15 protein-coding genes are annotated in these 13,215 nt (G+C 57.3%); 12 read left to right on the plus strand and 3 right to left on the minus strand.

The features are described 5' to 3' along the window. Positions 1 to 12 precede the first annotated feature (12 nt). The 7 genes from infC to BN3544_RS04060 all read left to right on the plus strand — a co-directional run bounded on the left by infC (position 13) and on the right by BN3544_RS04060 (position 5,714). Positions 13 to 609, plus strand: a complete 597-nt coding sequence (gene infC / locus BN3544_RS04030) for a translation initiation factor IF-3 (protein ID WP_081499342.1) — start codon at positions 13 to 15, stop codon at positions 607 to 609. A gap of 135 nt (positions 610 to 744) precedes the next feature. Next, complete coding sequence (rpmI, locus tag BN3544_RS04035; RefSeq protein WP_019428895.1) at positions 745 to 948, plus strand: 50S ribosomal protein L35; 204 nt, start codon at positions 745 to 747, stop codon at positions 946 to 948. Positions 949 to 973: 25 nt separating this feature from the next. Next, positions 974 to 1,336: a 50S ribosomal protein L20 gene (gene rplT, locus BN3544_RS04040; protein WP_026036460.1), complete on the plus strand. Its 363-nt coding sequence runs from the start codon at positions 974 to 976 to the stop codon at positions 1,334 to 1,336. Positions 1,337 to 1,460: 124 nt separating this feature from the next. Beyond that, positions 1,461 to 2,498 (plus strand): phenylalanine--tRNA ligase subunit alpha, encoded by a 1,038-nt coding sequence (pheS, locus tag BN3544_RS04045; RefSeq protein ID WP_019428897.1) that lies wholly within the window; start codon positions 1,461 to 1,463, stop codon positions 2,496 to 2,498. Between the two features lie 69 nt (positions 2,499 to 2,567). Further along, on the plus strand, positions 2,568 to 4,997 hold the full coding sequence (pheT, locus tag BN3544_RS04050) for a phenylalanine--tRNA ligase subunit beta (RefSeq protein WP_019428898.1): 2,430 nt from the start codon (positions 2,568 to 2,570) through the stop codon (positions 4,995 to 4,997). Positions 4,998 to 5,004: 7 nt separating this feature from the next. Continuing rightward, positions 5,005 to 5,355: an integration host factor subunit alpha gene (locus BN3544_RS04055; protein WP_019428899.1), complete on the plus strand. Its 351-nt coding sequence runs from the start codon at positions 5,005 to 5,007 to the stop codon at positions 5,353 to 5,355. 23 nt (positions 5,356 to 5,378) lie between these two features. Continuing rightward, the gene (locus BN3544_RS04060) at positions 5,379 to 5,714 is read left to right on the plus strand and encodes a DUF1840 domain-containing protein (protein WP_019428900.1); all 336 of its coding nucleotides are present in this window, start codon (positions 5,379 to 5,381) and stop codon (positions 5,712 to 5,714) included. A gap of 34 nt (positions 5,715 to 5,748) precedes the next feature. On the opposite strand, the gene BN3544_RS04065 is transcribed toward BN3544_RS04060, so the two are convergent. Next, on the minus strand, positions 5,749 to 6,243 hold the full coding sequence (locus tag BN3544_RS04065) for a DUF192 domain-containing protein (protein WP_019428901.1): 495 nt from the start codon (positions 6,241 to 6,243) through the stop codon (positions 5,749 to 5,751). A gap of 95 nt (positions 6,244 to 6,338) precedes the next feature. Beyond that, the gene (locus tag BN3544_RS04070) at positions 6,339 to 6,599 is read right to left on the minus strand and encodes a cold-shock protein (RefSeq protein WP_019428902.1); all 261 of its coding nucleotides are present in this window, start codon (positions 6,597 to 6,599) and stop codon (positions 6,339 to 6,341) included. A 155-nt stretch (positions 6,600 to 6,754) separates the two neighbouring features. Here BN3544_RS04070 and clpS point away from each other — a divergent pair, with 155 nt between their 5' ends. After that, positions 6,755 to 7,114, plus strand: a complete 360-nt coding sequence (clpS, locus tag BN3544_RS04075) for an ATP-dependent Clp protease adapter ClpS (RefSeq protein WP_019428903.1) — start codon at positions 6,755 to 6,757, stop codon at positions 7,112 to 7,114. Between the two features lie 57 nt (positions 7,115 to 7,171). Beyond that, positions 7,172 to 9,511 (plus strand): ATP-dependent Clp protease ATP-binding subunit ClpA, encoded by a 2,340-nt coding sequence (gene clpA, locus BN3544_RS04080; protein ID WP_019428904.1) that lies wholly within the window; start codon positions 7,172 to 7,174, stop codon positions 9,509 to 9,511. Between the two features lie 142 nt (positions 9,512 to 9,653). Here the strand turns inward: clpA and BN3544_RS04085 are convergent, their stop codons facing one another. After that, the gene (locus BN3544_RS04085; protein ID WP_019428905.1) at positions 9,654 to 10,628 is read right to left on the minus strand and encodes an NADPH:quinone oxidoreductase family protein; all 975 of its coding nucleotides are present in this window, start codon (positions 10,626 to 10,628) and stop codon (positions 9,654 to 9,656) included. A gap of 168 nt (positions 10,629 to 10,796) precedes the next feature. Between BN3544_RS04085 and surE the strand changes: the two genes are divergently transcribed. From surE to BN3544_RS04100, 3 genes are read left to right on the plus strand one after another with little or no spacing between them, the layout of a single operon-like run. Continuing rightward, a complete protein-coding gene (surE, locus tag BN3544_RS04090) occupies positions 10,797 to 11,567 on the plus strand; it encodes a 5'/3'-nucleotidase SurE (RefSeq protein ID WP_019428906.1) in 771 nt (256 codons plus the stop codon). Beyond that, positions 11,564 to 12,373 carry a protein-L-isoaspartate(D-aspartate) O-methyltransferase gene (locus BN3544_RS04095; protein ID WP_036074678.1) on the plus strand — a complete coding sequence of 270 codons (810 nt, stop codon included), beginning with the start codon at positions 11,564 to 11,566 and terminating at the stop codon, positions 12,371 to 12,373. Before surE ends, BN3544_RS04095 begins: the two co-directional genes overlap by 4 nt. A 14-nt stretch (positions 12,374 to 12,387) precedes the next feature. Further along, the gene (locus BN3544_RS04100) at positions 12,388 to 13,209 is read left to right on the plus strand and encodes a peptidoglycan DD-metalloendopeptidase family protein (RefSeq protein WP_036074679.1); all 822 of its coding nucleotides are present in this window, start codon (positions 12,388 to 12,390) and stop codon (positions 13,207 to 13,209) included. Positions 13,210 to 13,215 lie beyond the last annotated feature (6 nt).

The raw sequence follows: 13,215 nt of genomic DNA on the forward strand, positions 1-13,215 counted from the left end.
AAGGATTGAGTCATCGCTACCGAATTTCGTGATCGTCGCCACCGCGAAGAACGTAAACACCGTTTGAACCGTGAAATCATGGCCCCTGAGGTGCGTGTTTCCGGCCCTGAAAATGAGCCATTGGGCATTTTGTCCTTGGCCGAGGCCCTGCGCATGGCGGGTGAGATGGACGTGGATCTGGTTGAAATTGCCGCCACTGCCAACCCACCTGTTTGTCGTCTGATGGACTACGGCAAGTTCAAGTACCAAGAGCAAAAGCGTGCGGCAGAAGCCAAAGCCAAGCAAACGGTCATTGACATCAAAGAGGTCAAGTTCCGTCCCGGTACCGATGATGGTGACTACAACATCAAGATGCGCAACATCCGCCGCTTTTTGGCAGATGGCGATAAATGCAAGATTACCTTGCGTTTCCGTGGCCGTGAGATTACCCACCAAGAATTGGGCATCGCATTGCTGAACCGGATTCGCGACGAATTGGCCGATTCCATCATCGTCGAGCAGTTTCCCAAGCTCGAAGGTCGTCAGATGATCATGATGATCGCGCCAGGACGTAAAAAACCGGCCGGTGGCAAAGCAGCAGACGCTGCAGCACCCACTGAATCGGTTTGACAAGAGTTTGATCCACCTTCGGGTGGGTCAAATCAAAAGCCGCCTTCGGGTGGCTTTTGTTAAAAGTGGCTCGGGGCCAACAAGGCTGCAAAGATTTTGCAGACGCCTCACGAGCACAATTAAAGGAGCATTGACATGCCCAAGATGAAGACCAAAAGCAGTGCTAAAAAGCGCTTCCGTGTTCGTCCCGGTGGAACCGTTAAACGCGGCCAAGCCTTCAAACGTCACATCCTGACCAAGAAGACCACCAAAAACAAGCGCCACCTTCGCGGTGCAGTGGCTGTGCATGAGACCAATATGGGTCACATCGCACAAATGCTGCCCATGGCTGGCCTGTAATTACTGACGAACAAGGAGAAGAAATATGCCTCGCGTTAAACGTGGTGTAACGGCACGCGCCCGTCACAAGAAAGTCCTGGCCCTTGCAAAAGGTTTCCGCGGTCGCCGCGGTAATGTCTTCCGCATCGCCAAACAGGCGGTGATGAAAGCTGGCCAATACGCCTACCGTGACCGCCGCACCAAAAAGCGTGTGTTCCGTCAGTTGTGGATTGCCCGTATCAACGCCGCTGCGCGTGAATGCGGTCTGACCTACAGCCAGTTCGCCAACGGCCTGAAGAAGGCGGCTATCGAAATCGACCGTAAGATGCTGGCGGATATCGCCGTGCACGACAAGGCCGCTTTTGCTGGCATCGTGAACCAAGTCAAGGCCAAATTGGCTGCAGCTTGAGTCCATGAGTGAGATGGGCCTTCGGGCTCATGTCACGCACTCGATCAAAGGGATTGGGGCTCACAAAAGCTTCAATCCCTTTTTTATTCCCCCACTCACAGATCAATCACCGATCTCCCACACCATGAATGAGCTGGACACCCTGGTCGAATCTGCTCGCCAGAGTTTTGCGCAGGCACTGACACCTGCAGATCTTGAAAACGCCAAGGCCCAGTTTTTGGGCAAATCCGGTCGCATCACTGAGTTGATGAAGGGCATGGCGGCGCTCAGCGTGGAAGACAAGAAAACCCGTGGTGCAGCCATCAACATCGCCAAGCAGGCGATTGAGGGCGCATTGAACGACCGCCGCCAAGCCTTGGCCGACGCCGAACTGCAAGCGCAGCTCAAGGCCGAAGCGCTGGATGTGACACTTCCAGGCCGCAGCGGCAATGTGGGCGGTTTGCACCCTGTATCGCTTACCCTCGAACGCGTGGAGCAAATTTTTGGCTCCATGGGGTTTGAAGTGGCCCAAGGCCCTGAGATCGAGACCGACTGGTTCAACTTCACCGCGCTCAACACGCCCGAAGACCACCCGGCCCGTTCCATGCACGACACCTTCTACGTCGAAGGCGGTCACTTGCTGCGCACCCACACCAGCCCGATGCAAATCCGCCACGCGGTGCAGCACGTTAAGCATTACCGCAACCAACTTGATGCGGGTCAGGGCATGCCCGAGATCCGCGTCATAGCTCCCGGTCGCACTTACCGTGTGGACAGCGACGCCACCCATTCGCCCATGTTCCACCAGTGCGAAGGCCTGTGGATTGGCGAGAACGTGAGCTTTAAGGATCTCAAGGTTGTGGTCACCGATTTTTGCCGCACTTTCTTTGAAAGCGACGATCTGGTTTTGCGCTTTCGCCCCAGCTTTTTCCCGTTCACCGAACCCAGCGCCGAGATCGACATCCAGTTTCAGAACGGCCCGATGGCCGGTCGCTGGCTTGAAGTGGGCGGCTCTGGCCAAGTGCACCCCAACGTGGTGCGCAACATGGGTCTCGACCCCGAGCAGTTCATCGGCTTTGCCTTTGGCATGGGCATGGACCGTTTCACCATGCTGCGCTACGGCGTGAACGATTTGCGCTTGTTCTTTGACGGCGATGTGCGTTTCCTGAGCCAATTCCAGTAAGCCTCTTCCTGTTATTCCCGAACGCTGGCCTGGTGAGTGCATGTCAGCGAAACGAAGTGAGTTCTGAAAATGCAATTTCCTGAATCTTGGTTGCGCGAGTTCTGCAACCCGTCCCTGACGACCCAGCAACTGGCCGATACGCTGACCATGGCCGGCCTTGAAGTGGAAGAGTTGGAGCCCGTGGCTCCGCCATTCACGAAGATCGTGGTCGGTGAAATCAAGGAAGCCGTGCAGCACCCCAACGCCGACCGCCTGCGCGTGTGCCAGGTGGATGTGGGGCAGGGCAGTTTGCTCACCATCGTTTGTGGCGCACCCAATGCCCGCGTGGGCATTCGAGTGCCTTGCGCCATGGTGGGCGCTGAATTGCCTCCCGGCGAAGACGGCAAACCTTTTGTCATCAAGGTCGGTAAATTGCGCGGCGTGGAAAGCCAAGGCATGCTGTGCTCGGCGAAAGAACTGAAAATTGCGGATGACCACGGTGGCTTGCTGGAGCTGCCCGCAGATGCGCCCTTGGGTCAGGATATTCGCCATTACCTGAATTTGGACGACACGCTGATGACGCTCAAGCTCACGCCCAATTTGGCGCATTGCCTGAGCGTGTACGGCATTGCCCGTGAAGTCGCGGCACTGACCGGTGCGCCTTTGAAAGCCCCGACTTTCCCGTCTGTGGCCAGTCAGATCAATGACAAATTGGCCGTCCGGGTACAAGCCAGCGACTTGTGTGGTCGTTTCAGTGGCCGCGTGGTCAAGGCCGTGAACACCCAGGCCCAAACACCTGCATGGATGGTCGACCGTCTGGCCCGTTGTGGCCAGCGCAGCGTTAGCCCTTTGGTCGACATCTCCAATTACGTGATGTTCGAGTTCGGGCGTCCCTCGCACATTTTTGACCTCGACAAAATCCATGGCGGCCTGCAAGTGCGTTGGGGCAAGTCGGGTGAATCGCTCGTGTTGCTCAACGGCAATACCGTGACCGTGGACGGGCAAGTGGGCGTGATTGCCGACGACAGCCAAGTCGAGTCGCTCGCGGGCATCATGGGGGGCGACGCCACTGCGGTGTCGGATGGCACTCAAAACATCTACATCGAAGCCGCTTTTTGGTGGCCCAGTGCCATCGCGGGCCGTTCGCGCCGCTACAACTTCTCGACCGATGCCGGGCATCGTTTTGAGCGCGGTGTTGACCCTCAACTGACGGTGGAACACATCGAGCGCATCACGCAACTGGTGTTGGACATTTGTGGCACGCCCGAGACAAAGGTCGGTCCCATCGACGACCAAATCTTGAACATCCCCGCGATCACCCCCGTCACGCTGCGCGTGGCCCGTGCCGTCAAGGTCATCGGCATGCCCTTGACCCAAGCGCAATGCGCTGACGCTTTGCGTGGATTGGGCCTGCAAGTGAGCGAAGGCGAGGGCACCGTCACCGTGACGCCGCCGAGCTTCCGCTTTGATTTGCAGATCGAGGAAGACCTGATCGAAGAAGTCGCCCGCATGGTGGGCTACAACAACCTGCCCACCACCCCCCCGCTGGCCCCCATCACAGCCAAGGTGCGCCGCGAGATCGAGCGCAGCCCGTCTGCTGTGCGCCGCGCCATAGCGGCTTTGGGCTACCAAGAAACCATCAATTACAGCTTTGTTGAAGAAAACTGGGAACGTGATTTGGCGGGCAACGCCACCCCGATCCGATTGCTCAACCCGATTGCCAGTCAGATGAGTGTGATGCGCTCGAGCCTGATCGGTTCGCTGCTGCAGGTCGTCAAGTTCAATGCCGACCGCAAGGCTGACCGCGTGCGCGTGTTCGAGCTGGGCCGTGTGTTTCTGCGCAACGCGGCCATGCAAAGCACCGATACCACCGTGGAAGGTTTTGATCAACCCATGCGAGTGGCTGGTATGGCTTGGGGCCCCGAGGCGCCTCTGGGTTGGCAAGGCAAGTCCCGCAACGTCGACTTTTACGACGTGAAGGCCGATGTGGAGAAGTTGTTGGCCCCGCGCAAAGCAGAGTTTGTGGCTGCCGAACACCCCGCACTGCACCCCGGCCGCTCGGCCCAGGTGCTGCTGGATGGCAAGGTGGTTGGCCATGTGGGCGAATTGCACCCCCGGTGGCGTCAGGCTTGGGAACTGCCCTGCGCACCTGTGGTGTTTGAGTTGTCGCTGGATGCGGTCATTGCACGCCTTTTGCCTGTGGCCCAGTCGGTGGCCAAGCACCAATCGGTCGAACGTGATATCGCTGTCATCGTGAACGAACAAGTGACGCACGCCCAACTGATGCAGGCCATCCACACGGCGCCGACACAAGGATTGCTGCGTGATGCTGTTTTGTTTGACATCTACCGCCCCAAAGCCGAATCGGCTGGTGGCTTGGTCGTGGGCGAGAAAAGCCTGGCTGTGCGCCTGAGTTTGCACAGCGACGAGGCCACACTGACCGAGGCACAGATCGAATCGGTCATGAGCGCCGTGCTGGCTCAGTTGACGCAGCAAGTGGCTGCCCGATTGCGTTCCTGAGGTCACCATGCAAATCAGTTTTGAATCGCTGGAAACCCCTGCGCTGACCAAGGCGCACCTCGCCGATTTGCTGTTTGAGCAGATCGGTTTGAACAAGCGCGAGTCCAAGGACATGGTCGATGCGTTCTTTGACTTGGTGGTCGACAGCCTGATCTCGGGTGATGACGTCAAGATTTCCGGGTTTGGCAACTTCCAGATCCGCACCAAGGCCGCACGTCCCGGACGCAATCCAAGGACCGGAGAATTGATTCCGATTGATGCACGTCGTGTCGCCACCTTCCATGCCAGCCATAAACTCAAAGCCTTGATTCAGGGCGATACCGACGAAGACGAAGGCGTGGAGATGGTGGGCCGCTGAATCCCTCACATCAGGAGAGCAGCATGTTGTTCAAATTCAAATCTCAGGCGACCAGCGACCTCATCATGCTGGAAGCTGATGCACGCCGATTACTCAAAATCATCCTCGGTGATGACCCTGTCAAAGGGATTGTTCAATCGAACGACTTGTCGCGAGCGATCGCGGCACTCGAATCGGCGGTGGCGCAAGATGAGTCAGACAGAAAACAAGTTGCAAAGAAGGCCCAGGCCCTGAATTCTGGTGAAGACGATGAGTCCGCGCCTTTAAAGAGCGTCAGCTTGGCTCAGCGTGCAGCACCCATGCTCAAACTGCTCAAGCGCTGTTTATTAGAAAAGTCTGACGTGGTTTGGGGCGTTTGAAAAAGACCCAATGCCGGCTCTCTGTTTTTGAGGGTCAGCGTGTGAAGGCAGCACCGCCCAATTTGTAGCCTGCTTTGAGTTGGCGTTTGGCAAACCAGCCCACATTCATTTCCAGAACGTAGCGCACAGGCTTTTCCGAGCAGTGAGAGTCATCGCTTTGGGGCTTCATGTCGGCGATGTTCACAATGGTGCCATCGTCGGCGACAAAGGCCGCAGACAGCGGAATCAAGGTGTTTCTCATCCAGAAGCACTGCGTGGCTGGTTGTTCAAATACGAACAACATGCCTTCGTGTTGGGGCATTTCCTTGCGCCACATCAGGCCAATTTGCCGTTGTTCGTTGGTCTGGGCAAGCTGCACATCCAGCACGTGCATGCCCGCACTCAGCTTGGTCCGAGGCAGTTGCAGCTGTGGCGTTTGTTGGGCGAAGACGGACAAAGTCAGAGACGCCATGGCCAAGGCCAAGGCCAACGTGCGTGTGCGATGCAAGTTGCGACCGGTCAATGAAGCAAATAGAGCAGTGAAGTTCATGTTGAGAAGCAAGCGGGGCCGTATAACAAGCCTCACAGGATAACGGCTGGGCGGTGCTTTTGAGCCTTGAGTTGTGACACCAAGCCCATGAATTTTCATGTCCCAGCGTTTGGGCTTTCACCAATGGGCTGCAAAGTCGCCTCTGGATTGGCGTTTTCAGCCTGGATGTTTGCAGCCATCAGGCCTTTCGGACCTTCCGTGAGCTCAAAACTGACCCTGGAGCCTTCTTTCAGGCTTTTGTACCCCTCAGACTGGATGGCTGAAAAGTGGGCAAAAGCGTCAGGACCGCCCCCATCGGGCTGGATGAATCCGAAACCTTTTGCATCGTTGAACCATTTAACCGTACCACTGGGCATACGATGTCTCCGTTATTGTGGTCTCAGTGTGAATCGCGCTTGTCAATTTTGTCAATGTGAGGTTTTCCCGGGGGAGGCTGATTTTGGACTGCTGGCATCAAAGTCTTTTCAGGCCCTGGTCTAAAAGGGCTTGAAAGGCTCGATAGAATGAAATCATGGCAACGAAAAAACCTGCAAATCCTACGCTGCCGACCGTGACACCCCGAACGCCAGATGGTGGCAATTCGGTGGTGCTCGAACGACGCGCCCAAAAAATTGAACCGCCCCAGATGTACCAGGTGGCGATGCTGAACGATGACTACACCCCCATGGAATTCGTGGTGATGGTGATACAAGAGTTTTTCAGCAAAGACCGCGAAGCGGCTACGCAAATCATGCTCAAGATCCACCTGGACGGTAAAGGTATTTGCGGGGTTTACTCCCGCGACGTGGCGGCGACCAAGGTCGACCAAGTGCTGGATGCTGCCAAACAGGCCGGCCATCCACTGCAATGCGTCAGTGAACCTATTGAATAGTGGGGCTTACCCCCCACATCGTTTTTATCTCTCTCAGCAAGGCAAAAAGGAAATCACATGATTGCCCAAGAATTGGAAGTCAGCTTGCACATGGCCTTTGTAGAGGCCCGTCAGCAGCGCCACGAATTCATCACCGTTGAGCACCTGCTTTTGGCTTTGCTGGACAACCCCAGTGCAGCGGAAGTCTTGCGTGCGTGTGCGGCCAACATTGACGATCTGCGCAAAGCCTTGAGCAACTTCATCAAGGACAACACGCCCCAAGTCGCGGGTACCGAAGAGGTCGACACCCAGCCCACCTTGGGTTTTCAGCGGGTCATTCAACGCGCCATCATGCATGTGCAGTCGACAGGCAGTGGCAAAAAAGAAGTGAATGGTGCCAACGTGCTGGTGGCCATTTTTGGCGAAAAAGACTCGCACGCGGTTTATTACCTGCACCAGCAGGGCATCACCCGTTTGGATGTGGTCAATTTCATTGCCCACGGCATTCGCAAAAGCGACCCGCCAGAAGCTGCCAAATCGGCCGAAAACCCGGCCAATAGCGATGGCGAAGAGGGCAGCTCAGGTGGAGAGCGCAGCGAAAAGGCATCGCCTTTGGAGCAGTTCACGAACAACCTGAATCAAGCGGCCAAGGAAGGGAAAATTGACCCCCTGATCGGCCGTGAATACGAAGTCGAGCGCACGATCCAGATTTTGTGCCGTCGCCGCAAGAACAACCCGCTGTTGGTGGGTGAGGCTGGCGTGGGCAAAACCGCTATTGCCGAGGGCTTGGCCTGGCGCATCACCCAAGGCACGGTGCCCGAGATCCTGGCCGAAGCCACGGTGTATTCGCTCGATATGGGCGCCTTGCTGGCGGGCACCAAGTACCGCGGTGATTTTGAGCAACGCCTCAAAGGCGTGCTCAAGTCGCTCAAAGACAAGCCCAACGGCATCTTGTTCATTGACGAAATTCACACGCTGATTGGTGCAGGGGCTGCTTCGGGTGGCACCTTGGATGCCTCCAACTTGCTCAAACCTGCGCTGTCCAGCGGTCAGCTCAAGTGCATTGGCGCGACCACTTTCACCGAATACCGTGGCATCTTTGAAAAAGACGCAGCACTCAGCCGTCGCTTCCAGAAAGTGGACGTGGTCGAGCCCACCGTGTCCGAAACGGTGGACATTCTCAAAGGCCTCAAAAGCCGTTTTGAGGACCACCACAGCGTCAAGTACACGATCGCTGCCTTGCAAGCTGCGGCCGAATTGTCGGCCAAGTTCATCAACGACCGCCAATTGCCCGACAAGGCGATTGACGTGATTGACGAAGCCGGTGCTGCCCAGCGCATCCAGGTGGCCTCCAAGCGCAAAAAGACGATTGGCAAAGCCGAGATCGAAGACATCGTGGCCAAGATCGCCCGCATTCCGCCCGCCAACGTGTCCAACGACGACCGCAGCAAACTGCAGACCATCGAGCGCGACCTCAAGTCAGTCGTGTTCGGCCAAGACAAAGCCCTCGAAGTGCTGGCCTCGGCTGTCAAGATGGCCCGTTCGGGCCTGGGCAAGACCGACAAGCCGATTGGTTCTTTCTTGTTCTCTGGCCCCACAGGCGTGGGCAAGACCGAAGCGGCCAAACAACTCGCCTACATTTTGGGCATTGACCTTATCCGCTTCGACATGTCCGAGTACATGGAACGCCACGCCGTGAGTCGCCTGATTGGTGCGCCCCCGGGTTATGTGGGTTTTGACCAAGGTGGCTTGCTGACCGAGGCCGTGACCAAGAAGCCGCATTGCGTGCTCTTGCTCGACGAAATCGAAAAAGCCCACCCGGATATTTACAACGTGCTTTTGCAGGTCATGGACCACGGCACCTTGACCGACAACAACGGACGCAAGGCCGACTTCCGCAATGTGATCATCATCATGACCACCAACGCGGGTGCCGAGACCATGAACAAGGCCACCATTGGCTTTACCAACCCGCGTCAGGCTGGTGATGAAATGGGCGACATCAAGCGATTGTTCACGCCCGAGTTCCGCAACCGCCTCGATGCGATGGTCAGCTTCAAGCCTCTGGACGAGCAGATCATCTTGCGTGTGGTGGACAAGTTCTTGCTGCAACTGGAACAGCAACTGAGCGAGAAGAAAGTGGAGGTCACCTTCACCGATAAATTGCGCAAGTTCCTCGGCAAGAAAGGTTTTGACCCGCTCATGGGGGCTCGCCCAATGCAGCGCTTGATCCAAGACACCATCCGCAAGGCATTGGCTGACGAACTGCTGTTTGGACGTCTGACCGATGGCGGTCGTCTGACGGTGGACATCGACGACAAGGACGAGGTGTTGCTGGACATTACGCCCGCCCCCAAGAAGGAAAGCCGCGCTTCACGCTCTGAGCCCACTGAGCCCGAAGAAGCCACAGCCAACTGACCCTTGTCGACCTGCGCCGCAAGGCAACATAAAAGGAGGCCCTAGGGGCCTCCTTTTTTTCATGCACCGGGCATGATCGAACTCACGCTCACACTCGCGCTTGAGAATCGCGCAACAAATGGTGCCGCTTGGTGTGTTCAGCTCAATTGACCATGACCAGTTTGCCTTTGACGCTGCGTGAGCCCATCAAGGTATAGGCCGCTTTCAAGTCGTTCATGGGCATCGTGCGGTCAATGACGGGTTTGATCTTGCCTTGTCCATACCACTGCGCCAGCTCGCCCATCATGGCCGCATTGGCTTGTGGTTCGCGCCTGGCGAAATCACCCCAAAAGACCCCTACCAAGGATGCACCTTTGAGCAAAGGCAGGTTCAAGGGCAGGGCGGGGATGGGGCCGCCCGCAAAACCCACCACCAAGTAGCGGCCACGCCAGGCAATGGAGCGGAAAGCCGGTTCGGCCAAGTCGCCGCCCACGGGGTCATAGACCACGTCAGGGCCTCGGCCTTCAGTCAGTGTTTTGAGGGCTTCGCGCAGGTTCTCGCGGCTGTAATTGATGGTGGCGTCCGCCCCAAGCGAGGTGCACAAAGCACATTTTTCGTCGGTCGATGCCGCCGCAATCACTTTGGCCCCCATGGCCTTGGCGATCTGGATGGCGGCCGTGCCCACGCCGCCTGCGGCACCCAGCACCAGCACCGTTTCAGCGGCTTTCAGGGCCGCACGGTCCACCAGCGCATGGTGCGAGGTGGCATAAGTCATGATGAACGCCGCACCATCGACGGCAGAAAACCCCGCGGGCAAAGGCATGCACAGCTTGGCGGGTGCCAGGGTGTGGGTGCCAAAGCCGCCTGTGCCCGAAAGGCAGGCCACGGTTTGTCCCACTTTGAGGTGCGTAACCCCGTCGCCAATGGCTTGCACCACGCCCGCGTATTCAGAACCGGGCACAAAAGGCAGCTCGGGCTTCATCTGGTATTTGTTTTGAACGATCAGCAAGTCCGGAAAATTCAGACTAGCGGCTTCAATCTGAATCAGGACTTGACCGGGCCCCGGCGTTGGCGTGGGCAGTTCTTTCCAGGTGAGCGCGTCAACCCCGACCGGGTTCTCGCAAAGCCAAGCGTGCATGCAACTTCTCCTTGTTGGGTACTTTGTTTGATGGCGTGCATCTTAGGCAGTCGACGTAGCTCGGCCATGTCCCCCGAGCGACCAATTCCAGACTGTCAAAAACGGCCAATGATCGCGCAAAAGGCGGGGGCTGCCGCCTACAATCAAAACAACTGAACGGGACACAGCATGAAAATTCTCATTTCCAACGACGATGGCTTTCGCGCTGAAGGGATCGTGGCCCTTTATGAGGCGCTGAAAACCATTGCAGAAGTGGAAGTGGTGGCGCCCGAGCACAACAACAGCGCCAAATCCAACGCCTTGACCTTGCACACGCCTTTGTATGTGCACCGTGCTGAGAATGGTTTTCGCTACGTCAATGGCACGCCAGCAGACTGCGTGCACATCGCGCTGACCGGCTTGTTGGGCTATCGTCCCGACCTGGTGATTTCCGGCATCAACAACGGCGCGAACATGGGTGATGACACCCTTTATTCGGGCACCGTGGGCGCGGCCATGGAAGGCTATCTGTTCGGCATTCCCGCCATGGCGGTGTCTCAAATCGACAAAGGCTGGGCGCACGTCGACTCTGCAGCCGCCAGTGTCAAAGAACTCGTTCAACAAATGCAGGCGGGTGATCTGGTGGCGACCAAGCCGTGGCTGTTGAATGTGAACATTCCCAATTTGCCCTTGGCGCAAATCAAAGCTGCAAAGCTTTGCCGTTTGGGCCGGCGTCATGCGGCTGAACCCGTGATCACCCAGGTGGATCCTCGTGGCCAGACCATGTACTGGATCGGCAACGCGGGCCCTGCTATGGACGACAGCGAAGGCACTGACTTTCATGCTGCGGGTTTGGGCCATGTGGTGGTGACGCCGCTCAAGGTCGACTTGACCGATCACGAGCACCTGGATCACTGGTCACACACGCTGGACCGTTTGGCGGCCCAAGGCGCTGCATGAGCCAACGCCCAGGGTTTCCGGTCAAGTTGTCTCAAACAGGGGCATCTGGGCCAGCCTCCGCCAAATCTTCGGCTTCGGCGGCACCTGTCCGCATTGCTTCGACCGCGTCCAAGCCCACGTCTATGCTTTTGCCCAAAACCGCATCCGCTGTGTCCGGCCTGGGTTTGGACTCCGGGGCTGTTCGCGCACGCATGGTCCGAAAACTGGCAGAGCAGGGCGTCAAAGACACCCGTGTTCTCGATGCCATGAGCCAAGTGGAGCGGCATCGTTTTGTCGAAAGCGGCTTGGTCAACCAAGCCTATGAAGACACCAGCTTGCCGATTGGCCTGGGGCAAACCATCTCCAAGCCCAATGTGGTGGCGCGCATGATTGAACTGTTGTGTCAGGATGTGCCCGGAAAATTGGGACGCATTCTCGAGATTGGCACGGGCTGTGGCTACCAAGCCGCTGTGCTCAGCCATGTGGCTACCGAGGTCTATAGCATTGAGCGCCTGCGCGGCTTGCACGAAAAGGCCAGAACCAACTTGCGGCCCTTCAGGCTGCACAATGTGCACTTGATTTTTGGGGATGGCATGCTCGGCTACCCCAAAGGGGCACCCTATGCGGGCATCATCTCGGCAGCCGGCGGAGACGCTGTGCCGGACACTTGGCTGGACCAGTTGGCTGTGGGCGGTCGCTTGATTGCGCCGACCACCACACCTGCAGGGCACCAAGCTTTGGTGGTTATTCTGAAAACGGCACAGGGGTTCGAACGCCAGGTTCTCGAAGCTGTGCATTTTGTGCCTCTAAAATCAGGTGTTGCCTGAACAAGTAAATACCGATGACTACATCTTTTCATTCTCGTCCCTTGGTTTTGATGGCTATGGCTGTGGCGCTGCTCAGCGCATGCTCGTCTGGGGTGCGTGTACCTGCTCCGGTAGAGGACCGGACTGCCATGGGCCGTTCGTCTTCTTCAACCCAGGCAACGCCAGCGGCAGAGCTTGCCAAGCCCATGCCCGGCAGCGAAAACGCAGGAAAACCAGGTTATTACACCGTGCAACGTGGCGACACCTTGACCCGCATCGGTTTGGACAATGGGCAAGGGGCGCGTGATCTGGCGCGCTGGAACAACCTGACCAACCCCGATGTGATCGAAGTGGGCCAAGTGTTGCGTGTCGCGCCACCGGGCGGTGCGGTCGAAACCGCTGGCGTGGTGGTTCGCCCGATTGCACCCGCTGCGAATTCATCGGCCAAAACAGAATCCGCGCCAGCTTCAACGGGTGTGGCCAATGACGAAGGTTTGGGCTTCATCTGGCCTGCCAATGGTTCGCTGATCGCTGGGTTTGACGAAGTCAAAAACAAAGGCTTGGACATCTCCGGCAAAGCCGGTGATCCTGTCAGCGCCGCTGCAGACGGCCAGGTGGTTTATGCCGGTTCAGGCTTGAGGGGTTATGGCAACTTGATCATCCTCAAGCACAACAACACCTTCTTGACGGCTTACGCGCACAACCAAACGCTGTTGGTCAAGGAAGACCAAAAAGTACGCAAAGGCCAGAAGATCGCCGAAATGGGTAAATCCGACTCTGACCGAGTCAAGTTGCACTTTGAGGTGCGCCGGCAAGGCAAGCCCGTGGACCCCGCCAAGTTGTTGCCAGCCCGTTGAGGCGCA

The organism is Limnohabitans sp. Rim47 (genome assembly GCF_001517545.1).
In the GTDB taxonomy this organism is placed as follows: Bacteria; Pseudomonadota; Gammaproteobacteria; order Burkholderiales; family Burkholderiaceae_C; genus Limnohabitans_A.

Excerpts from the sequence above, each read along its gene's own strand:
- BN3544_RS04060 (WP_019428900.1), top strand. The coding sequence starts at position 5,379 with ATGTTGTTCAAATTCAAATCTCAGGCGACCAGCGACCTCATCATGCTG.
- BN3544_RS04070 (WP_019428902.1), bottom strand. The coding sequence starts at position 6,599 with ATGCCCAGTGGTACGGTTAAATGGTTCAACGATGCAAAAGGTTTCGGA.
- clpS (WP_019428903.1), top strand. The coding sequence starts at position 6,755 with ATGGCAACGAAAAAACCTGCAAATCCTACGCTGCCGACCGTGACACCC.
- pheT (WP_019428898.1), top strand. The coding sequence starts at position 2,568 with ATGCAATTTCCTGAATCTTGGTTGCGCGAGTTCTGCAACCCGTCCCTG.
- BN3544_RS04095 (WP_036074678.1), top strand. The coding sequence starts at position 11,564 with ATGAGCCAACGCCCAGGGTTTCCGGTCAAGTTGTCTCAAACAGGGGCA.
- rpmI (WP_019428895.1), top strand. The coding sequence starts at position 745 with ATGCCCAAGATGAAGACCAAAAGCAGTGCTAAAAAGCGCTTCCGTGTT.
- BN3544_RS04100 (WP_036074679.1), top strand. The coding sequence starts at position 12,388 with ATGACTACATCTTTTCATTCTCGTCCCTTGGTTTTGATGGCTATGGCT.
- BN3544_RS04065 (WP_019428901.1), bottom strand. The coding sequence starts at position 6,243 with ATGAACTTCACTGCTCTATTTGCTTCATTGACCGGTCGCAACTTGCAT.
- rplT (WP_026036460.1), top strand. The coding sequence starts at position 974 with ATGCCTCGCGTTAAACGTGGTGTAACGGCACGCGCCCGTCACAAGAAA.
- pheS (WP_019428897.1), top strand. The coding sequence starts at position 1,461 with ATGAATGAGCTGGACACCCTGGTCGAATCTGCTCGCCAGAGTTTTGCG.
- surE (WP_019428906.1), top strand. The coding sequence starts at position 10,797 with ATGAAAATTCTCATTTCCAACGACGATGGCTTTCGCGCTGAAGGGATC.
- clpA (WP_019428904.1), top strand. The coding sequence starts at position 7,172 with ATGATTGCCCAAGAATTGGAAGTCAGCTTGCACATGGCCTTTGTAGAG.
- BN3544_RS04085 (WP_019428905.1), bottom strand. The coding sequence starts at position 10,628 with ATGCACGCTTGGCTTTGCGAGAACCCGGTCGGGGTTGACGCGCTCACC.
- BN3544_RS04055 (WP_019428899.1), top strand. The coding sequence starts at position 5,005 with ATGCAAATCAGTTTTGAATCGCTGGAAACCCCTGCGCTGACCAAGGCG.